At 46.6% G+C, this 21,666-nt stretch carries 15 protein-coding genes and 1 pseudogene; 6 read left to right on the top strand and 10 right to left on the bottom strand.

The features are described from left to right. Positions 1 to 26: 26 nt before the first annotated feature. The 4 genes from MMG03_RS06195 to MMG03_RS06180 all read right to left on the bottom strand — a co-directional run bounded on the left by MMG03_RS06195 (position 27) and on the right by MMG03_RS06180 (position 7,157). Positions 27 to 2,867 (bottom strand): ATP-binding protein, encoded by a 2,841-nt coding sequence (locus MMG03_RS06195; RefSeq protein WP_088665952.1) that lies wholly within the window; start codon positions 2,865 to 2,867, stop codon positions 27 to 29. Between the two features lie 195 nt (positions 2,868 to 3,062). Further along, positions 3,063 to 4,085: a branched-chain amino acid aminotransferase gene (locus MMG03_RS06190; protein ID WP_073160365.1), complete on the bottom strand. Its 1,023-nt coding sequence runs from the start codon at positions 4,083 to 4,085 to the stop codon at positions 3,063 to 3,065. Between the two features lie 550 nt (positions 4,086 to 4,635). Beyond that, the gene (locus tag MMG03_RS06185) at positions 4,636 to 5,346 is read right to left on the bottom strand and encodes a PDDEXK nuclease domain-containing protein (protein WP_212668369.1); all 711 of its coding nucleotides are present in this window, start codon (positions 5,344 to 5,346) and stop codon (positions 4,636 to 4,638) included. A 617-nt stretch (positions 5,347 to 5,963) separates the two neighbouring features. Beyond that, on the bottom strand, positions 5,964 to 7,157 hold the full coding sequence (locus tag MMG03_RS06180; RefSeq protein WP_249505890.1) for a hypothetical protein: 1,194 nt from the start codon (positions 7,155 to 7,157) through the stop codon (positions 5,964 to 5,966). A 162-nt stretch (positions 7,158 to 7,319) separates the two neighbouring features. On the opposite strand from MMG03_RS06180, the pseudogene MMG03_RS16065 reads away from it, so the two are divergent. The 4 genes and pseudogenes from MMG03_RS16065 (at position 7,320) to MMG03_RS06160 (ending at position 11,739) form a co-directional block, all read left to right on the top strand. Beyond that, a pseudogene (locus MMG03_RS16065) lies at positions 7,320 to 8,120 on the top strand (virulence RhuM family protein). 216 nt (positions 8,121 to 8,336) lie between these two features. Continuing rightward, on the top strand, positions 8,337 to 9,632 hold the full coding sequence (locus tag MMG03_RS06170; protein ID WP_249505889.1) for an aminotransferase class I/II-fold pyridoxal phosphate-dependent enzyme: 1,296 nt from the start codon (positions 8,337 to 8,339) through the stop codon (positions 9,630 to 9,632). A 230-nt stretch (positions 9,633 to 9,862) separates the two neighbouring features. Beyond that, on the top strand, positions 9,863 to 11,152 hold the full coding sequence (locus tag MMG03_RS06165; RefSeq protein ID WP_073160268.1) for a citrate synthase: 1,290 nt from the start codon (positions 9,863 to 9,865) through the stop codon (positions 11,150 to 11,152). 89 nt (positions 11,153 to 11,241) lie between these two features. Further along, positions 11,242 to 11,739, top strand: coding sequence for a hypothetical protein (locus tag MMG03_RS06160; protein WP_139258404.1), 498 nt, complete (start codon positions 11,242 to 11,244; stop codon positions 11,737 to 11,739). A gap of 86 nt (positions 11,740 to 11,825) precedes the next feature. On the opposite strand, the gene MMG03_RS06155 is transcribed toward MMG03_RS06160, so the two are convergent. From MMG03_RS06155 to MMG03_RS06130, 6 genes are all read right to left on the bottom strand, one after another. After that, the gene (locus MMG03_RS06155) at positions 11,826 to 14,870 is read right to left on the bottom strand and encodes a discoidin domain-containing protein (protein WP_249505888.1); all 3,045 of its coding nucleotides are present in this window, start codon (positions 14,868 to 14,870) and stop codon (positions 11,826 to 11,828) included. Positions 14,871 to 14,968: 98 nt separating this feature from the next. Beyond that, entirely contained in the window at positions 14,969 to 15,454 is a 486-nt protein-coding gene (locus tag MMG03_RS06150; RefSeq protein WP_249505887.1) for a DUF3368 domain-containing protein, read from the bottom strand. Next, complete coding sequence (locus MMG03_RS06145) at positions 15,447 to 15,758, bottom strand: UPF0175 family protein (protein ID WP_212668386.1); 312 nt, start codon at positions 15,756 to 15,758, stop codon at positions 15,447 to 15,449. Before MMG03_RS06145 ends, MMG03_RS06150 begins: the two co-directional genes overlap by 8 nt. Positions 15,759 to 15,921: 163 nt before the next feature. After that, positions 15,922 to 17,361, bottom strand: coding sequence for an LlaJI family restriction endonuclease (locus MMG03_RS06140; protein ID WP_249505886.1), 1,440 nt, complete (start codon positions 17,359 to 17,361; stop codon positions 15,922 to 15,924). Beyond that, positions 17,354 to 19,087 carry a hypothetical protein gene (locus tag MMG03_RS06135; RefSeq protein ID WP_249505885.1) on the bottom strand — a complete coding sequence of 578 codons (1,734 nt, stop codon included), beginning with the start codon at positions 19,085 to 19,087 and terminating at the stop codon, positions 17,354 to 17,356. Before MMG03_RS06135 ends, MMG03_RS06140 begins: the two co-directional genes overlap by 8 nt. 13 nt (positions 19,088 to 19,100) lie before the next feature. Next, complete coding sequence (locus MMG03_RS06130; RefSeq protein WP_088659018.1) at positions 19,101 to 19,958, bottom strand: Dam family site-specific DNA-(adenine-N6)-methyltransferase; 858 nt, start codon at positions 19,956 to 19,958, stop codon at positions 19,101 to 19,103. 799 nt (positions 19,959 to 20,757) lie between these two features. Here MMG03_RS06130 and MMG03_RS16320 point away from each other — a divergent pair. Next, positions 20,758 to 21,033 carry a hypothetical protein gene (locus MMG03_RS16320; protein WP_212668384.1) on the top strand — a complete coding sequence of 92 codons (276 nt, stop codon included), beginning with the start codon at positions 20,758 to 20,760 and terminating at the stop codon, positions 21,031 to 21,033. A gap of 5 nt (positions 21,034 to 21,038) precedes the next feature. Then, the gene (gene rhuM / locus MMG03_RS06120; protein WP_249269473.1) at positions 21,039 to 21,602 is read left to right on the top strand and encodes a RhuM family protein; all 564 of its coding nucleotides are present in this window, start codon (positions 21,039 to 21,041) and stop codon (positions 21,600 to 21,602) included. Positions 21,603 to 21,666: the final 64 nt, after the last annotated feature.

Here is a 21,666-nt window from a genome sequence, read left to right as displayed (position 1 = left end):
AAATTTAGTAAATCACGGTATTTAAGTCAACATAGGGTATCATCGCAATAACGCTGGATATCCAGCAGAACCTTGCGGAATTCTTCCATCAAGGCCGGATGGGACTCAAAAATCACCTTGAAATTCTCTTCCTTAGCGGCATCTTCCAACTTCTTCGCCATAAGGGAGACCTTGTCGGCCCCCACGTTCACCAGGCAAGACCTCAAGGCATGAACCTTGACCCGGTAGTTGGCCCAGTCAGACTTTTCGTAATACTCCTGGAGGTAGTAGTCAAAATGTTCGTCGGGCAAGGACTGCAACACTTCCTTGTACAGTCCCCTGTCATTAACGCAAAGGGCCAGCCCCTTCTCGAAATCGATCAACACCGATTCCGTTTTCGCCTCAGGTTTCGCAACACCCGCCTCGTCTGACTTCATGTGGACCATCTCTGCCGGAAGGTGCCGCAGGAGCACCTTTTCTAGCAGGGAGCCGCGGACAGGCTTCGCCAGGAAGTCATCGAAGCCGCGAGCCAGGTACATCTCCTGGGCTCCCGACATGGCATTGGCCGTCAGCGCCACCACCTTGGCTTCAGCGGACTTGTTATTGGACTTCGCCTTCAACCGTTCCAAAGTTTCCACGCCATCCATCTGGGGCATCATATGGTCCATCAAGATAACCTGGTAGCAGTTTTCTTCTACTTTATTCAAACACTCCTGACCGCTCTCCACGCAGTCAATCTGCATCCTGGAATTTTTCAGCAGTCCCCTAACCACCATCAGGTTCATGCGGTTATCATCAACCACAAGAATCTTCGCCTCAGGCGCCTCGAAGCATTCCTGGAATACGCCTACAGACTTTTGCCCATCTGCATTTTCAAGGTCTGCGTTTCCTATGGCGGCCCCATCCACCACATCCTGGGACAGCACAAAATAGAACTCGGAGCCCTTGCCGTATTCGCTCTTGATCTGGAGAGAACTCCCCATCAGTTCAAGCAACTTCTCGGTAATGGAAAGTCCAAGGCCGGTCCCTTCGATGCCACGGTTACGGGTTTCTTCCAGTCGCTTGAAGGATTCCAGCAAGCGCGGTTTGTCTTCTTCGCGAACACCGACGCCCGTGTCCTTGACCGACACATAAAGTTTGCATTTCGAGTCTGCGGTCTCGCCCCAGACCTTCAATATCACGGAACCCTTAGGCGTATACTTCACCGCATTGGTCAGCAAGTTCATGATAATCTGGCGCAGGCGGAAATCATCGCCCACCAACACCGACGGCAAATCAGGAGAAATCTCGGTCTTGAATTCCAGACCACGTTCTTCCACCTTCGTCGCAATCATGGTCTTCAAGTCGGCCAGGACGTTAGACAGTCTGTATTCCACCGGGACGATGTTCATCTTGCCGCTTTCAATTTTAGAGAAATCAAGGACGTCGTTCACCAGAGACAACAGCATGTTTCCTGCCAGCTTGATATTCCGGGCGTACTCCGCAATTTCTTCGGGCGTACCGCCGCGCAGGATCATCTCGTCCATGCCAAGCACCGCATTGATCGGCGTACGGATTTCATGGCTCATGCTGGCCAGGAAGTCGCTCTTGGCGTTGTTGGCCTTTTCGGCTTCGCGCTTCAGCAGTTCCTGGGTCTTGTAGGCTTCCTGGAGGGCGGCCTGTTCATCGTAATAGATGTTCTTCTGGTAGAGTACCGTAACCACCACCGTTATGCCCACCACAAAGGTGGAGGCCACCGTACTGATGTAGGTGTCGGCCATGTTCGTAAAAAGGTAGACGAAATCGGGGCGGTAATAGCCAATGCCATAGCTGGCTCCATCTAGAACAAAGGCGATTGCCATGGCGATGTACATGCGGCGCCCCTTCAGGGCAAAGGCGATATAGAAGAATTCGTAAACGAACCAGCTGTTCACGCCGCTACTCACACCTCCAGCCGAAAGCCAGACAATAGGCATGGCCACCAGAATACAGGCAATCAGGATCCAGAACCCAAGATCTTCGTGCCCCGTCTTACGTGCCACCACCGAAATAACCATCATGGCGAGGACAACCGAAGCCACCGCCATGATTCCCGCAAAACTGACTGACGCAGCAAGGCAAATCAGCAAACCGCAAGTGGTACCGATAATACCAGTCACCACGAACATGGTGTTGGTTCGCTGTTCCAGCGGAACACTGTGGTCATAGACATAACGTTCCGTCGAGAAGATAAACGCAGACCAGTAAAAAGCGGCAGCCGCCAAGCTGAGCGCAAAGACCGTATAATCAAGACGGGACGAGCCCAAGAATCCGGGGAACAGTTCCGACACGGCGCTGAACATGACCACCGTTGAAAAGCCCAGCAATGCAAAACGATACTTGCGGTGATAATCCCTATCGGAGCGGACCCACTTGTAAACCAGCAAACAAACTACCACAGCGGCCATCACGTAGGTAAACGTCAGATGCAACCCAAAGAGAACACTTGGAACCAGGTCAAACCGGTTGAATCCCTCTGGACGAGCCGCAAAGCTCAACATGATTTCCTTAAAAGGATTGATAATCCAGCAGACCGCATCAAGGCTAACCAGTATCAGGAGCAACTTATTTACATAGGGCACAAAAGGCCGGTCAGCCAGTTCCACAAGATGGAACGTAAATGCCACCACGCAAACCAACATGGACATCACACATATGTAATGCAAACTGGTAAAACAGGAGTAGGAAAAATACTCCACACTCATAACGCTTGCCAAATAAGTCAAGACAACCAAAGAACAGAAAGTACAGGTAACACCCAGCAGTCTACCTGCCGGTCCGCCTTTCTTAAACGATAGCACGGCCCCCAGTATGTCGAGCCCCATAAAGCCAAGGGCCGTTACCAGAAAGCCAATCTGGAACATCGTCATAAATACCTCAAATACTCCTTACAGAGGTAGATATAACATTTTCACACCGCGTTGTAAGTTTTTCTTAAGGAAAAAGCGTCATAAAACAAGAAGCCCGCGACAACCATCGCGAGCTTTTTCGTAAAGCCTCTAGCCACGTAGTGGCGACCTCATACCTCAAAGGCCAAAGGCCGCCCTCAAAGCGCAGCGACCTGATTACAGGTCAACCACTTCAGTCCAGCCGAACGGGTCTTCAGCTTCACCGAACTGGATTGCAGTGTACTTGGTGAAGAGTTCGGTGCAGACAGGGCCCGGGTTTACGCCGTCACCATAGGTGAAGGTCTTGTTTGCAACGGGGTCCACGATCTTCTTGATCGGGGTAATCACAGCTGCGGTACCGCATTCTGCAGTTTCAGAGAATTCAGCCAGTTCTTCGAAAGCCACCGGGCGCTTTTCAACAGTGTAGCCCAGGTATTCGGCCAGCTGCTGCAGGCTCTTGTTGGTGATGGACGGAAGGATGGATTCGGACTTCGGGGTAATGTAGGACTTGCCCTTGATACCGAAGAAGTTTGCCGGACCGCATTCGTCGATGTACTTCTTTTCCTTGGCATCCAGATAGATGGTGCTGGAGTAGCCCAGCTTCTTGGCTTCTGCAAGAGACTGGAGGGAAGCAGCGTAGTTACCGCCAACCTTGACAGTACCGGTACCCTGAGGAGCGGCGCGGTCGTAGTTACGGCTGATCATCATGTCAACAGGCTTGAAGCCATCCTTGAAGTAGGGGCCAACCGGGCAGACGAACATCATGAACAGGTATTCGTCAGAAGGCTTCACGCCAACTTCTGCGCCAGTACCGATGAGGAGCGGGCGGATGTAAAGGGTTGCGCCATGGCCATAGGGCGGAACGAAGCGAGCATTCAGCTTGGTCACCAGGTGAGCCATTTCGCGGAAAAGTTCGATAGGCGGAACAGCCATGAGGACGCGGTTTGCAGTGCTCTGCATGCGCTTTGCATTTTCGTCAACGCGGAACAGACGGACCTTGCCATCCTTACCGGTGTAAGCCTTGAGGCCTTCGAAACCTTCCTGACCGTAGTGGAGGCAGGTAGCGGCCATGTGGATGCTGATGTTCTTGTCGGAGGAGACTTCAATCTTGCCCCACTGGCCATTGCGGTAGTAGCAACGAACGTTGTAATCGGTGTCGGAGTAACCGAAGGGGAGAGTCTTCCAATCGACATTATTCAAATCAATCTGCATATTTGCGACCTTTTATAAGGCGTCACAAGGCGCCAGAGTTAAAAATTTCTGTTTGAAATTTATAAAAGTTCACGTAATCGGCAACAAAAAATCATAAAAACCCTGTGATTTTTATGGCAAAACATTCAAGGGATACAAGTCGAAGGCTTTCAAATTCAACCCAAAGCCAAGGGCTTCATCGATTTAGCCTGTTTATGCTGATTTTACCCATAAATTGCCGAAAAGAATCGCATTTATAGGTAAAAATTCACGCTAAAGAAGAAAATTCTTGTAAAACACTCTTGGAAAGCACCTGAATAAGGCCGTTTTTGGCCAAAAATACAGTTCATTTGCCCGAAAACGCCTCGTTTCATCACGCACAAACTAAAATCCTACCTATAAACACCAAAATTTTGGGAAATTTATAGGTAATTTCTTAAAAACCTAGGACCTTTCAGCATGTATTTTTTCAAAATCCTCACGGATCTGTTTAACTTCAGCGATCAGCTGTTCCTTGCTCGGCATGTAAAGTTTGAACTCACTTGCTAGAATTGTCTCGTTATCTTCGGGCAAGGTCATCTTCAAGGAGAATTCTTCTTTGCCTTGCGATAAAGGCAAAACCGTTTCCAAGTTCCAACAAGAAACGCTGCAGGTGATTGATGATGGCTGTTTCAAGATCCCTCTCGTAATATTCAGGGTTTCGTTCCAAGCCCAGGAATTCCAAGACCATGGGATCCTTGATAACTTCCTGAGGCGTTTCTGGAATACGCTGCTTGCGAGCCACAGCCAGGACTTTTTCCTTGTCAGAACTCATCAAGAGACGTTCATAAAGCTGAGAATGAATCTGGCGTTCTAGTTCACGGCTGGTCCAGGCGTTATTGATCGTTTCCAGTTCATAATATTCACGTTTTTCAGGATCATCAATCTTAATCAAATCTCGATATTGCGTCCAGTTCAATTGCGAACGCACTGCGTTCGCAATTGGATACAGGGTATAAAAACGCCTGCACATTTCCAACTGACGCACAGAAAATCCGCTGCCATACTCCGGTTCCAGCTCCTTGGAAAGGTTTTTCAAGAGAAACGAACCATAATCAGCCCGTTTCTTGCCTTTCTGTTCCTCTACTTGAATGCGCCGCCCGATGTTCCAATACATTTGAACGCGGCAAAAATCTACGCTACGGACAGCATTCCTACGAGACTGCTCAATGATTCCGCGAATATCAAGAACAAAGCTCTTGTTAATAGTTTCAACACTTTTCTTTGTCAAAAAGACCTCCTGCAATTAGGCATAGTTCAACACAGTTGTGCCATCGAATTTTCGACTTTTTCATCAAATGTCGCCATAGTTTTATCCAGGCGGGAACGCCCCCGCAATAGCGCAGGGCGTTTTCGCCCTACATACTATAACACGTTTTGAACGAGGAAATGTTGCATGATTTTATGTAAAATAATTGTAAAAATGGGAATCCTCTAGCTCTTTCAAAAAAATTGAAACCAATACTATTGATTCTTATTTTTCAATTTCTCTTTTACAAGCGAAAACATGGAGTTCATACTATTTAATAACGACTCGATTTCATTCGATTCCATTTACCGGAAAGATTTGCGATCGTCCAGCATCAATTTCTTGTCAATATCAAGATGACGGCAGTCTTCGTTTTGCTCCATTTTCTAAGATACCCTCTGAATGCAACTACTCAGCTAAAATAAATTCAATAAAAAAAGGGAATACTAAAAAGTTGCAGAAAAAAGAGTCCTATTTCGTCAATGGCACCCATCCCATTAAGAGCTCATCAAATGTCGTTATAGAGAACAAACAACCAATACTTCAACTAAAAGGAGTACATTAAATAAAACTGCTAAATTAAAATTTGAGATTTTTGCCTATTCAAATTGGGTGACAATATCCAAAGAGCCACCTCGGCCATACTGATCCATATAGGTCAACTTCCACTGGACAGGATTTTCAGGGACCTTGCCAGAAATGTTGATTAGACGATAGGAAAACACCTTTGCATCTTCGGGGATTTTCCAGCCTTCACAAAGTCCAGCCATCATATCCGTTTTATAGGATGTCAACACAATTCCGCAGCCAAAATCATTAATCTCTGCTGTAATCGTTTGGTTGGAGATATCAAGTCCTCTATCTGGAGCATATTTCAGTTCACAGTAATATCCTTCCATGAGTTTGTTGTAAGAAGACTTTTCATCTTGACCGGTCTCATAAATGTGTGCCTTTACGGCGTCCAATTCATCCTTCGGGAATAAAGCCGAATAGTATTCCCGAGAATCTCCACGCCCCTTGATTCCTTGGCCATCGCGATAAAGTACAATTCCTTCAGGCAATCCATCCGCTTGCAATTGATAATTTCCTTCAAAATGAAATAAAGTTGAACATGGCTCGGCAGGTAAAACAGAGAGTTGTTCCAAGAAGCCATCCCTATCAAACTCGGGAATGTCTGCAAACGGAATGAATGTAGTAAGTGCGCTATCGCCAAAGTTTATATCCACCAGTCGCGTAATATCTGTGCTGGTGTGGAAGTACTCTCTATAGGCGCCGTCCTTGTCTCTTGCGCTAACGCCAAGAATCCCATAACTTTGCGGGATACGAATTTCACCACCATCATAGGCAATACAGGAACGTTGTTCACAAAGAAACTTTCCTTCAGCTTCAAAGCGGCATTCGTCTCCGTTGAAGTACCCGGTGTCCAAGGACATGTCTGCGCGGGGATACAGGAATCGATAAATGGTCAGACGAGAGGAATCCACCATATCTTCACGCAACCAGACGAAGCTGCTGGATGAATTCGCTACAGGCTCAAGGTTCGATGCCGACAAAACAGCTGATTCCGAGTTAGGGCTGCTGGAGGAGGATTCATCCAAATCCTCAATTCCCCGATTTGGGTCAGGGACAGGCTCGGTCGTGGATGACATGTGGGAGGAACCACTTTCGTCCGTAGCGCTGGAGCCATTATCGTCGCCGCAGGCAATAAGCATTGTTGCCACGAACAACAGCATAGCGAGCTGAGCGACACGCGGTTTTGCGCTCAGAATAGTTCGCAGGCGGCCTATATTCATATGTTCTCCTAATTTATTCCCTTTTCTCAAAAAAAAATATAGTCAAAAAACACAGACTGTCATAATTTGACTTTTGCAATTTGTATATTTATCCCAGCCGGAAACGCCGGTTTTTATTACATCCCCCGACAGGGGCCCGCGAGTTTCCTCGCATCATGGGAAATGCGTTCCGCGGAGTTTCCGATGGAAAATCATCTGGAAAAAAAGCCTGAGAAAGGCGAAATCATCGCCTACCATGCCGATGGCGAATTGCATCTTGATGTCCGTCTCGAAAACGAAACCGCCTGGCTGACGCAGGCTCAAATTGCAGAGCTATTTGGCACAAAACGGCCCGCAATTACAAAACACTTAAAAAACATCTACGCATCTCAGGAACTAGATGAACATAGCACATGTTCCGTTTTGGAACATATGGGTAATGCAAGCCAACAGGTTTACGAAACGAAATACTACAATCTTGATGCGATATTATCCGTCGGATATAGGGTAAACAGCAAAAATGCAACCCTTTTTCGTCGCTGGGCAAACCAAGTCCTTAAAAACCACCTTCTCAAAGGCTACAGCATCAACCAGCGTTTGATGCTCTCGAAAAGCAAGTAGATTTCTTTGTCAAGCTAAACACGCCTCCCACAGAAGGCGCAATTCCTGCGAAATCCTGGTGGAGCGGCTACGAATTCGCAGCCCAGCTCGTCCGTTCAGCAAAACAAGAAATCATTATCATCGATCCCTATGCAGACGACAGGACTCTACGACTCCCGGCAAAATCTATTAAACCGTCAAAACCCCACCGTACAGGTCCTGAATATTCGAGATGTTCACGACCGTTTTATCATCGTCGACGACATAGTCTATCACGTAGGAGCATCCATAAAGGATTTGGGCAACAAGCTGACCGCATTTTCTGTTTTAGAATTTTTGACGAAAGAGCAATTGCTGAACATGATTCCTCTACAATCAACTTGATTTGCCGGGGGCGTTGCGGGGGAGCCCCCCCCCCCCTAAAAAATCACATTTTTCTTACAAACAAATATTGTAATACGATTTGTGAAAAAGACGAACATTTTTTTGCCGTTTTTGGGCTGTTTTTGTGTTCGCGGAAGTCCCCTCCTACCTTGCGAGTGGGGTCAAAAAAAACTAAATTGCCCCCGGTTAAACTAATTTTTCAACAGGACACGAAAAATGAACTACAATCCTCTCGCAGTTGCCTTGAACGCCGAACTTTCCGCAAACGGCTGCAAGGTCCTCGATATGCTCTCTGAACAGGGCAAGGCCATTTTCTTCCCCCGCAAGGGTATTCTTGGCCAGGGTGCCGAAGCCAAGGGCTCCGACATCAACGCTACCATCGGTACCGCTCTCGAAGACGACGGTTCTCCGCTGGTTCTGGATTGCGTTCTCAAGTCCCTGAACCTCCCCAAGAACTCCTTCCTCTACGCCCCCAGCTTCGGTAATCCGGACCTGCGTAAGGCATGGAAGGAACAGGTCATCAAGAAGAACCCCACCCTCGCTTCCAAGCAGTTCTCCAACCCGGTCGTGACCTGCGCTCTGACCCACGCTATCAGCTGCGCCGGCTACATGTTCCTGGACGCTGGTGACGAAGTCATCATTCCGGACCTGTACTGGGACAACTACGAACTGGTTTTTGAAAACGCCCGCGGCGCAAAAATCAAGACTTTCAATACCTTCAAGAACGGTGGTTTCGACACCGAAGCTCTCAAGGCAGCCCTCGCTGCAGGCAAGAGCGACAAGAAGGTCGTGCTCCTGAACTTCCCCAACAACCCCACCGGCTATACCGCTACCGAAACCGAAGCCGTGGAAATCGCAAAGATCCTTACCGAATGCGCAGCTGCAGGTAACAAGGTTGTGGCTCTGATGGACGACGCATACTTCGGACTGGTTTACGAAGATGGCGTCACTCGCGAATCCCTCTTTACAAAAATTGTCGACGCCCACGAAAACCTGCTGGCTGTGAAGCTGGACGGCCCCACCAAGGAAGACTACGTTTGGGGTTTCCGCGTTGGTTTCATGAGCTTCGGCTTCAAGGGCGCAACTGAAGCACAGCTGAAGGCTCTGGAAGACAAGGCCGCCGGTACCGTCCGTGGCAACATCTCCAACGGTCCGTCCATCAGCCAGAAGATTCTTCTCGCCGCCTACCAGTCTGCAGAATACGATGCACAGAAGGCTGAAAAGTACGCAACCCTCAAGAAGCGCTACGATATCATCAAGGAAGTCCTCGCTTCCCATCCGGAATACGCAGAAGCCTTCGAAGCCATGCCCTTCAACAGCGGTTACTTCATGTGCGTAAAGCCCAAGGGCGTCGATGCAGAAGAACTCCGCCAGAAGCTCATCAAGGATTACAGCACCGGCACCATCATGCTGAGTGGTCTTATCCGTCTGGCCTTCTCCGCAGTGCCTACCGAAAAGTTGGGCAAGCTCTTCGACAACATCTACAAGGCTGTGAAGGACCTGCAGAAGTAAGAGCGAAGCCATGAGGCTTTGAGGTATGAGGTCGGGCCTTCGGCCCTTTGAGGTTAGAGTCCGACTTCATTGCTTTAGTTTCATGGCATGGATTTTGCATAAGTACTTTGTGTTAGCTATCTTTGCAAAACACATTTTACGATGAACAAAAAGGTTTTGGCAAGAGGCCTCGCCCCTCAAAGCGAGCATCGCGAGCGACCTCACACCTCAAACCTCACACTGGAGGATCAATGTCCGACAACGCAATACTGAACTACAACGGAAAGAGCTTCGAGCTCCCCGTCTGTGAAGGTACTGAGAACGAACACGGTCTCGACATCAGCAAGCTCCGCAAGGAATCTGGCCTTGTAACGCTTGACTACGGTTACCTGAACACCGGTAGCACCAAGAGCTCTATCACCTACGTGAATGGTGAACAGGGCATTCTCCGCTATCGCGGTTACGCCATCGAAGACTTGGCTGAAAAGGCCACCTTCCCGGAAACTGCATGGCTCCTGATTTACGGCGAACTGCCCACATCTCAGCAGCTGTCCCATTTCCGCACCTTGCTGACCGAAAACGCACTCCTCCACGAAAACCTGCTGAGCTTCTTCCGTCAGATGCCGCCTAACGCCCACCCCATGGGTATCCTTAGCTCCATCGTGAACGCCGTGGGCTTGTTCACCCCCCGCTTCTACGACGACGAAAACATCGCCAGCGCTTTCGAACTCACAACCGCAGGTCTTATTTCCAAGATCCGCACCATTGCAGCCTTCTCCTACAAGGCTAGCATCGGTGAACCGTTTGTGTACCCGGAAGCAGAACGCAGCTACTGCAGTAACTTCCTGAACATGATGTTCAGCTCCAAGGCTCGTCCGTATCACCCGGATCCGATTATGGAAAAGGCCCTGAACACCTTGCTCATCGTTCACGCCGACCACGAACAGAACTGCTCCACTTCTACCGTGCGTATGGTGGGCAGCTCCCAGGCTAACCTTTACGCTTCTATCTGCGCAGGCATTTGCGCCCTGTGGGGTCCCCTCCACGGCGGTGCTAACCAGGCTGTGCTTGAAACTTTGCTCCGCATCCAGGAAAGCGGCATGACCATCGACCAGGTCATGGCCAAGGCCAAGGACAAGAACGACCCGTTCCGTCTTTCCGGTTTCGGTCATCGCGTCTACAAGAGCTACGACCCTCGCGCCAAGGTTCTTAAGAAGCTGATGTACCAGGTCTTCGAACGCGAACACGTTCACGACCCGCTGCTGGACATCGCCCTGAAGCTTGAAGAAGCCGCCTTGAAGGATGAATACTTCATCGAACGTAAGCTGTACCCCAACGTGGACTTCTACTCCGGTATTCTGTACCGCGCCATGGGCATCCCCACCGACATGCTGACTGTGATGTTCGCTATCGGTCGTCTGCCCGGCTGGATTGCCCACTGGAAGGAAATGCACGACGATCCCAACTCCAAGATTAACCGTCCCCGCCAGATTTACACTGGTTTCAACGCAAGACCTTGGGTGGACCGCGAAGCTCGCTAAAAACGTTGCAACAGCACCCTTATCAAAAAGCTGCAGTTTATTAAGCTGCGGCTTTTTTTATTTTGAGATTATCAGCCAAGAAAATGAAGATGAAAATTTTATCCCTTATATCAACAATCGCCCTTTGCGTATTGGCAGGCTGTTCCGACGACAGTTCATCCCCGTCAAACAGCACCAACGGCAACAATATTGAAGACTCCTGCACGGAATCCCCCATGACGGTGGAAGAAATGAAAACCCTTCTTGAAAGTTTCAAATTTTCCACCACAACACCGGGCGTAGAAACCCTTGACGCAGAAACTCCCATGTATAAGGTTTCTCACAAGGAATTCAATACCGCCATGTGCGACACCACCTACCCAGCCATCATGCAGGCTGCCGGATGGACAGAAGAGGCTTCAGAATCCGTAGGCTCAGGAAACTTCGTTTCATTCGTGGGCTACCGCTACATCAAGAAATATGGTTGTACCGACATAGCCGTCTCCTTCATATGCCGGGACGGCATCGAAACCGGGACCACAAACTTTTATGTAGAATACCTGAAGAACGCACGCAAGGAACATTTATTCGTAGGAACATACGAATAAACACTACTAAATACAATTCTTGAAAAGAAAATCCGAGCTTTTGCAGCCCGGATTTTTTATTTAAAGTTCTTCCGAAACCGTGAAACTTACCGCAATCTTCTCAGGCCCTTGGGCATGGGAACTTCCTTCCCGTCTTCCTGCAGCAGGTAGATGTTGTCGAGGCTGATGAAACCCTTGCCACTCCAGCGGGCACGGAAGGCGAAGTTCTTGATTTGCCTCGGATCCAGCTGAGGAACGTTCTTGCCCCAACCTTCCTGAGTCATGTTTTCCCAGATGAGGGTGTCACGGACCCAGTTGCCGCGGGTGTTTTTCAGACGGACCATGAACTCGTCGTAATCCTTCACCTGGTCGCTCTGCACCTGAACTTCGATGTATCCGTCGGGATTGTTGTGGTTGGTGGCGTAGTCAAACACCACACCTACAGACTGCTTGATTTCCTGGGGAACAACGTAGTAGGCGCCAGAGTAGTTGGGCCAGCCAAGAGTAGGCGGCTGCTCAATGTGGAAATCATGACGGATAAAGCCACCATGGGGCGGATTTCCGTTGAAGACCTTGGCACCCATTTCTGTATTGCCTTCGCCCACCACCGGGAACCAATCCACGGCATCGACGCCGTTATCAAAGTTCTGCAGAATGCTGGTGGTACGGTAGGCGCCACGCACGCGGAACGGAATCTTCTGCACAGTCTTTTTGCCGCCAAGGCCCGCAACCGTTAATTCAATTTCAGTACCCTTGGCACCGGTACCCTGTACCACCACAGGCGTCGTCTTTGCATGTTCGGGCACGGGAACCTTCACATGGAAGCTTTCGATGGACGCGTTCCACTTGCCGTCATCGGGCGTAATATTCACCGTCTTGGAACCGCCCTTGGGGCCAAAATCAGGAATCTTAATGGATGCGCCAGTAATTTCACCATCCTGCTGGGTGACAGTCCCAAACAAGTCCAGGGTATCGCCACGCATCATGACCTTCTTTTCAAGAGCTGCGGCAAGGACTACAGGCGTTGCGGCATTCTTTGCGGAGGCCTTGTCAGCCCCAACAACGCGGGGATTGATTTGCACCACCGCCATACCGAAAGGAGGAATCATAACATCGCGGGACTTTGCCGGATTCAGGCGGCGGCCACTGGGACCCATTTTCGGATAGGGATAGGCATTCTTGCCATCACCAATCCACTTGAACTGATCTTCGCCAAACACGTCCACTTCAATGCGGGAATTTTCCTTCTTGGACCCCACGGAAGCGCGATCAATTTGTACAACCTGCGCAACGTCAGACAAATTTGCCAAAAGAACACGGGCCGAGTCGCCAACACCTGCAGCACCCTTCTTCGCCAAGGCATAAGCCACAACTTCAGAATTGGAACTTTCCACAGGAACCACAGCAAAGCCGTCTTCCAGGAACTGCTTGAAAGTCATATACACGCCATAGTATTCCGCAGTAGGCTCCAGAGATTTCCACTTGTTCCAGGAACCTTCCTTCAGAAGGGCAGTCATACTGATGGTACCCCAAGTATCGTCCGGACTCTTGAAGAGGTTTCCGAAAGCGTCCCAGGGCAGCACCTGCAAGCGGTCACCAAAACGCACCGCATGCTGCGCAAAAATCATGGCCATGGCCGTTGCCTGCGGGTAATCCATCAACAAGCTGTAACCCTGAACGTTGGTGCTGAATTCCGAAAGGAACACCCGGCGCTTTTCTTCACCAGAAGCAGAAGGAACCTTGTCCACGCCAGGCAAGTGGCGCTTCATCCAGACATCCAGCGTATCCATGTTGGGACCCACATCCAGCATTGCTTTCAGCATGTCCTTGGCGTTGGCGCCATTGGGAGTCCAGTACGGGTAATTATGCAAGTCCACTGCATCCAGGTAGCGCTTGCCATCGGCAATTTCCGCCTCCCCCACAATACGGAGGAATTCTTCCATCCAGTACTTTCCATCCAGAATGCCTGCGCCCTTCTGCATCATCTTGTGAGTACTGAGCAGCGGTCCATGCAAAATGATTGTGGGATCCACCGCCTTCATGGCGCGGGCGTATTCCAGGAATCGAGCGGCATAATGGCGGGCAGAGATGGGGCCGGATTCTTCCCATTCGCCATCCAGTTCGTTACCGATTTCCCACTGCTTAATATTGTAGCCCTTCACCTTGTTGGCGTAACGCACCCAGGCGGCAGCTTCCTTGGAAGTACCGGTACCGGCATTCACGCAAATCACAGCCTGGGCAGGCTTACCGTCGGCGGATTTCGGCAGCGTTCCCAGATACTTCATGAACTCTTCGAAATGCCAGGGAATGTTGGTCCAGTCGGTGCGGGCCTTATCGCCATTGCGGGTGGACATGGCATACATCTTGTATTCGTTTCCAGCCAGCAAATCCTCGCCATTGCTGAACATCTTCATCTCGCGAATCTGCACACCCTTGCCCGGCAAGTCCTGCAACTTAAAGCGGATCGCCACATAACGAGTGCGCACAGTCTTACCCTTGTACATGGTTTCGGCGCCAGTCACCTTCACCTTGGCTTCCAACTTCAGGTCGTTGGTCAAAGCCTGATGCACACCCGGATATTCCGCATAATCCGTAGTCCAATATTCATATTGGAAAGCCTTGGGGCGCAGGTCACCCCAGCTAATCTGGATGGAGTCAATGTTCTTCTTTTCGGGGAATTCCACCACAACCCAAGGCGGATCGTTGGGATCCAGAATCTCGCCCCACCACATGGTTTCCATCTTGCCGTCAGCCAAATGACTGCGACGCACAAAACCGTAATTGTCCTTGGTGGTGCCGCGGTAAATAGTTTCACCCAAGAAACCCGGAGCGTACTTGCCCTCTTCTTCCGTAGTGATCCAAAGGCCCGTGCTATCATACTTGCCAATACCATTCCAATGGTAATCATTGCTCAAGCTGCCGTTAGGGAAGCGGAACAAAGTGTAACCGCCATCCACCAGGGCGTCGGTCATATCATAATAACGGCTAGGCGGATTCCAGATGGCCAAATCCGCAGACATCATATTATTCTTGTTGATCACCACACCCGGCTTGGTATCATCCACCTTAATCACCGTCTGTGCCGCCTGAGCGGTCGTGGACAAGCCAAACGCGGCCAACATCGCCGCCGACAAAACAAATTTCTTTTTCATAAAACTTTTCGGATTTTAATTATTTCAGATTTTATAATAGCAATCTAAAAAAAGCAAGAGTCCTTATTGGCCTGCCAGAATGAAGATTTTATCAAATATCAAATTTCTCCAGCTTGCTGCAAAACCAAGGAACGGATATCATCGCCAATAAAAAATCCAAGATTTTCAAGATCTTTTAAAACTGGCGTAACACGCGGGACCAAACCATTTCGTTTCGCCTTCAAAATAACCCCCAACGTCCCTGTTACTGTCAATCCAAGAAATTTTGCAGTTTTCTTGGCTGCATTATCATCAATAATAACTAAATCCGCTTTGGGAGATTGCATAGCTAGAAGCATAACTTCAACCTCCCCATCGTGTAACTTCGCTTGGAAAATTCTTCTATTGATCGGATCCAATACTCGCTCGACATGAATCCAACCAATGTCACTAATCTGCTTACTCGCCGCATCATTTTTTTCGCAAACCTCACGAAATACAGCTTGCGGAATCACAACATCCCCATACAACTGGCGCAACAGCTCCAGCCGATTTAAATTTCCAAGGACAATTAATGGAGTGGAATTGACAATGACTCTAGGCATTTTTCATTTCTTCCATAAACTCATTTGCATCATCAAAATGGAATATGGAAATGCCTCGGCTACCAAGGAACTTTATAAAATCCTCTTCGGTCATTCCCGCGATTTCTGCGCAATATCCAACAGAGACTCCATGATTCTTGTAGAATTCAAGCGCAACAACACGTTTAGCTAAGGAAAGAGCACTTTCCTTATTCATGCGCGTATCAAACAGCACTTCTTCTGGAATGTCCATGGATAATTGGCACACGGGGAACCTCTGCCGTACAATATACGTTAAATCCGTGGCGTTTGCAACTTCATTCATCTTAACTCCTTCCCCACATACAAGCTTAAAATGCGGGACACAGCACAAGTACTCATTCGAGCACTGTAAATATAAATTGCAAATTATTCCTTGTCAAGAGCTATTTTTCAAAAATTCTTGAACACCTCAAACTTGACTTCATGGAATTTCAAGATTGGCACCATCATGCGTTAATTTCTTTTGTTGCGTATTCCAGGATGCTTTCTGCCCCGGATCTCACAACTTCCGCCAATCTGAATTGAGCAATTTCGTTGCGACGGTAGTTTCGCATTACGGACTTCATGTCAAGGCAAACGCAAGCGATATAGTGGTAAGGGCGTTTCTCACAAATATTCTGCTTTTCGGTATCATCCTTTTTGGAGATAACTTTCCATTCCCCGTAAATAAAGCCTTTATTTTCCATACCGAAAGGCAATACGTTTGATTTCGCATAATACGGAATGATAAATGCATTGAAATTTTTATCGGCTTTTATACCCATATGGTTTTCAACATATTCCGCATACGCCATCTGCTTGCAGACAGATTCTGCACCGGGCAAGTAACGGGTTTCATTCTTTACTCCAAACTTATAATACTTGGAGTCAAGAATAAAGACGGAATCGCCAAGCTTCATGATTGTATCGGGACGCAAAGTGGAGCGTCTGCCATCTCCCTTGTCATCGTCGTAATCAATGATTTTCCCTTCTACACTCTTGGAATTCATCGCAATGAATTTCAGATGGGGATTGTATTTCGTCTTGTCGCTAACATTCCCGAAAATACTATCGATCATTCCTTCCCAAGCGTGATCGAACTTTTTAAACCCGAAGCAGATTTCAGAATCATCATTGACAAGGGTCTCCTTATTTTCAAAGAAATCCACAACAGTTAGTAACGAATGAAATAATTCCAGGAACTTGTCATTGAATGTTGATGCAATTTTATCTTTCAGAACTTCAACAAAAAGTTCGTAATCAAAATCCAGTTCCGGTGAATCAAATTCATCTTCGATAACGCCCAAAAGAGGACCGATTAATCTTGCTGCCTCATAAACACAGAACTTATGAATAAGCGTAATCAGGCTGTCTTGTTTGTAGTTTGTTCGTCGTGTAATCAAGTTGAGGTATACAACGCTGTGGTTGTCGTCTTCGTCTTTTACTACTTGAGGCTTGATTCGCTTTATTGTTCGTGACCAGCTTATTTTCCCAGACCAACCCTTTTTATAAACCGTTTCTGTTTCCGCAAAATAACCATAGTCCAAATAATATTGTACAATGGAGAAGAATGCTTTAATCGGAAAACCCGTTTTCAAGTCACTTTTTTCATTGTCAGGGAAACGATTTTGCAGAGAAACGTCATTGATGATAGAAATCAATCTCAAAAAATCTGATTTAAGTTCTGCATCCAGTTTTTCGACTTCGGAGTCATCATGATCTGGACGATATCCGCGAGGAAAGTAAATCCTAGGTTCAAAGGAATCCTGTTCATCCGCTTTTCTTATCTTCACGCCGACAAAAGTTTCGTCTTCGTCAAAAGAAGAAACTGCCGGATCAAAGTAAACGCAAAAATCCTTGAAGGATTTCTGACGTTTAACGGATTTGTGAATAGCGGAATTATCCATTTCTTAAGACGTTTTTTTCGTTTTCTGATATTTTGAAAATCGTATCAAACGCATCAAACCCTTTGAGTTTATATGATTCGCCGTCCATTTCTTCAAAGGCGTCAATCAAGTCCGAGAGGGACTTGAACTTGTCCTTGTTGAAAATATTGTTTGCCGCATTGCGCTTAAAAACATCGTCCCATAAATACTTGATAACTTTCTCGGCGAAATCTTCCCTTGAAATGTCTTCAAATTTAACGACAGCTCCATTTGCATCTTTTTCTTTGACAGAAGTGCTTATGAACCATCCGCCAAGACATTTGTCGTCTGCTTTTGAAATTCCATTTTCTGGCAATAGGATTTTTTCGTTTACCCAGTCTCGAAATTTACCCCAACAAACTTCGGTGCCATCAATCTGAATATTGTATTGAGCCTTACCTGGAAAGACTTCGTTGGAAAGTTTATTGCGAATCATCCTAGACTTGAATCTACGCTGGAACGCATTATCCGTCGCTATCACATTTTGGTCACTTGTGTTCATTGTCGCGTAGATGGATAGATTTGGCGGAAGACGGATTGAAGTGTAGTTTTCCAGTTTGATTTTTTCACTATAAGAAACACTTTCGTCGTATTCTACGGTTTCGGGATTGTTTGTGTCTATTTGACGGATGTAGCCATTGACATCGATATTGTCGATTCCGTAAGAACTCCAACCTTCTCCGTACTCGTTTCCGGTTGAATTATCAACGGCGTCGCCAGGCTTGATGCGGTCCAGCAGTTGGAAAGCCTCTCCAAATATTGCCGCTGCGTTTCCGCGATTGATTTCTTCGATTACCAAGAAAAAGGGCTCAGTCGGGTTGCGGAAAGCCCTACGGATGACTTCTGCAAACGGCCCCGGTTTGAAACGATATTCAACACCGCCATTATTAGGTTTCACATACGGAAAAATCTGTCCTACAAAATCTGCATTGCTGTACTCCGGATGGAACACGCAACGAACTTTATGGTACTCTTTTTCGCTAGCGAGTATGCCGCATTCGTCAAGTTTCTTGTCAATAATTTTATTGACTTCAAAGCTCTTGCCGCAACCTGGTACACCATAGTAAATGATTTGGGAGGGGGTGAAAGAGGCTTCTTCATTAAAAAAAACTGAGTTTTCAAGAAGTTCACCATCAACACTTTCTTTACTTTCTAAATAAGGACGACTGTCAAAATATTTTACATATTTCTTTAATGTTTCAGGATTTTCCACATCTCCTTCTATAATTCTAATAAAAGAAGCCTGTTTGATTCCTGCATTATGTTTGTTTTGTGGACACCTGATAAAATCCCTTACGTTCTTCCCATTTAATTGTTCTTGCACAAAATCGTACAGACTGCGAAGATCACGACGTGATGTTTCGCTGTCTAAATTTGTTTCAAGAGACACTAAAAATTCATGTGGGTCAAAAGCGGTCAAGCCCGTTGCCATTGACGAATCTTGTGTAAAAATTGTGAACAAGAAAAACTTGCAATTATTTCTTTTGGCGAATTCAAAACACGGTCTTGTCTTATCAAGAAAAACTCGTATTTGCGGTTTCGCCCTTTCCGTGCCTGTGATATTGATGTTTGTGTAGGCAAACAAAGCTTTGTCTGTTGAATTAATAGAAAGCAAATCACAATCTTTGGGAAGATTATGTTCCTCAAGTTTTTTCCATTGAGGAATATTTTTTGATAGGTAGTTTCTAATTACATCTATGGATGACATTATTTGTTCGCTCCTAATAATTCGTAATTACCAAATGATTTGCCTGGGATTTAAATCGATTTCGTATATTGACCGCATATTTTTTATGATATTCTCGTCTTATATATCCCTGATATAACTCGGAAATAAGAGGTGTATTGCCTATAACAATCATTGCTTTGCAAGACAAATTCTTAAAATCTTCTGCAAGTTGCCTTTGTCTTTCTTCATTAAAATCAAGTCCATTTAAATTTCCGTACTCAGTAAAGATGCAATCATACGGTGGATCAATAAAGACAAAGTCGTTTTCTTGGCATTTATCAAAAATTTTTGCGTAGTCAAGATTGAACAATTGCGCCTTCTTTAAAATTTTGACATGCTGATTTGTAACACCAGAAACTGAGAAATTTTTATATCTCCCAAAGGGGACGTTATATTCACCTTTTGTATTGTAACGAATCATTCCTGAATAGGATGTCTTATTTATGAAAAAATAAAGAGCAGCCTCTGTATATTCGGAATTGATTTTTCCATTGAACATATCGCGAAGTCGATAGTACAAAGCTTCATTTGAATTTTCACAGAAACTTCCATTTGAAATTTTCTTTTGCGATTCAAAACACTGCTGATTTTCCTTATACAAACCTTCAATACGATGTAAATCGCTCATCAAATCATCATAATGGTTTCTCACACCTTTATAAAAACCGATCAATTTAGAATTCAAATCGTTTACTATTGCTTTTTGAGGAAGAAGGTGAAAGAAAACCGATCCGCCACCAAAAAAAGGCTCTACATAACGAGAATAGTTGGTGGGTATTAAATCTTCAAAGAAAACTATCTCCTTAGATTTTCCTCCACGATATTTTATAAGAGGCTTTAGACCAGACATGTATGTATCTCGTTCCTCGAGTTGAAGGTGAACGAGTTCACCCTCAGTCGGGAGCAAGAAACTGCGATGTCAAAACAAGCAAAGAAAACGCTCGCAAACGCACGTGTGGATACACGCACGAATTCCCCGGGCACCGAATGGATATAGTACGCCCAGGGTACAGCATGGCCTATGTAACCATAGGTCAACGAACGTTTGTCTTATTTCGTGTTCAGAAAGTGTCGAAGTTTCAGGTGCGAATAAGAGCAAACCCAGCAAGAGTCACTCTTGTTGCGAAACTTCCACACGATATCAATGAAAAAAGGCGTGAGGTTGAATGCGCTTACTCACCTGTGGCCTTCGACTGCCTTGAACAAATAAACGCAAACAACCCACGCCCCAAAAGCGTGCCGTAAAAACGGCAGCTAGTGCATAAAGCACCAAAAGGGTCGCATTGCGCACAGGCAGATCTATTAAATATGCATGTAGCAAAACGATGCCATTAAGCAAAGCCCAATAGCAAGCGTGAGCGTCGCCTTATTCCCTGTTCAGAAATTGTCGAAGTTTCGGGTGAGGAACAAGAGCAAAACTCTTTATGTACACGGTGAATATAGATAATCCAGCATGTCAGTAGGTGTCACTCAAATTTTTTCGGTGCCCCTATTGCCTATTTTTTACGAAATGGCTTGACATATCCTAATCCGACCTTGCTGTTATTATTCAGCAAGAAAACAATGGGAACACAATCTCACCCCGACCGTGTACACTGGCTTGACAGAGTTTTTGTTTTAGTGTATTTTTGTGCAGTACGGAGGTTTGAATGAATACCACTGACAAGAAAGGCGAAATAGTAATCTATGTTTCCGATGACGGTTCCTCGCATCTTGAAGTGAAACTTGAAAACGAAACTTTGTGGCTTACGCAAAAAGCCATGGCTGAGCTATTTGAAGTTGGCGTTCCTGCAATTAGCAAGCACCTAAAGAACATCTTTGAGGAAGGAGAACTGGAAGAATCTATGGTTATTTCCAAAATGGAAACAACCACTCTGCATGGAGCAATTGACGGTAAAACGCAAACTAGAGAAACCGCTTTCTAAAAGTCATGTACAGGCAGGTTCTTGATCTTTACGCGACCAGCGCAGATTACAACCCGACAAGTGCAGAAAGCATCGCCTTCTTCAAGATGGTTCAGAATAAGTTTCATTTTGCGGCCCATGGAAATACTGCCGCAGAAGTGATTTATAATCGTGTCGATAGTGAAAAGCCGTTCATGGGATTGAAATCTTTTAGTGGAGAGTTACCTGTTCGAGCCGATGTGATCATCGCAAAAAATTATCTCAACGAAAATGAACTGAAAATTCTCAACAATTTAGTGAGTGCATATTTTGATATCGCGGAAGTTGCTGCTCTTGAGCATCGCCTCATGTACATGCATGATTACGTGCAACAGCTAGACCAAGTAATCTCAGCCGCCGGGAAATGCGTCTTGAATAATTCAGGAAAAGTAACTCACAAGCAGGCTGTAGACAAAGCCCTTGAAGAATATCGCAAATACCAAGTCAATACACTAAGCCCTGTAGAAAAGGCTTACCTTGAAACGATCAAGCAAATTGAAAGCAAGTCCTCAAATGCGGCTCGCAAAAGTAGAGTCAAGAAGAAATTTTAGAATACAGCGAGTTTATTGCGTTTATGCTGCCAATAAACAGTTTTGGAAGGGGTGATAAATGGCT

This window comes from Fibrobacter sp. HC4 (assembly GCF_023373925.1).
Classification (GTDB): domain Bacteria; phylum Fibrobacterota; class Fibrobacteria; order Fibrobacterales; family Fibrobacteraceae; genus Fibrobacter.
This window is presented reverse-complemented; position numbering and strand designations above follow the sequence as displayed.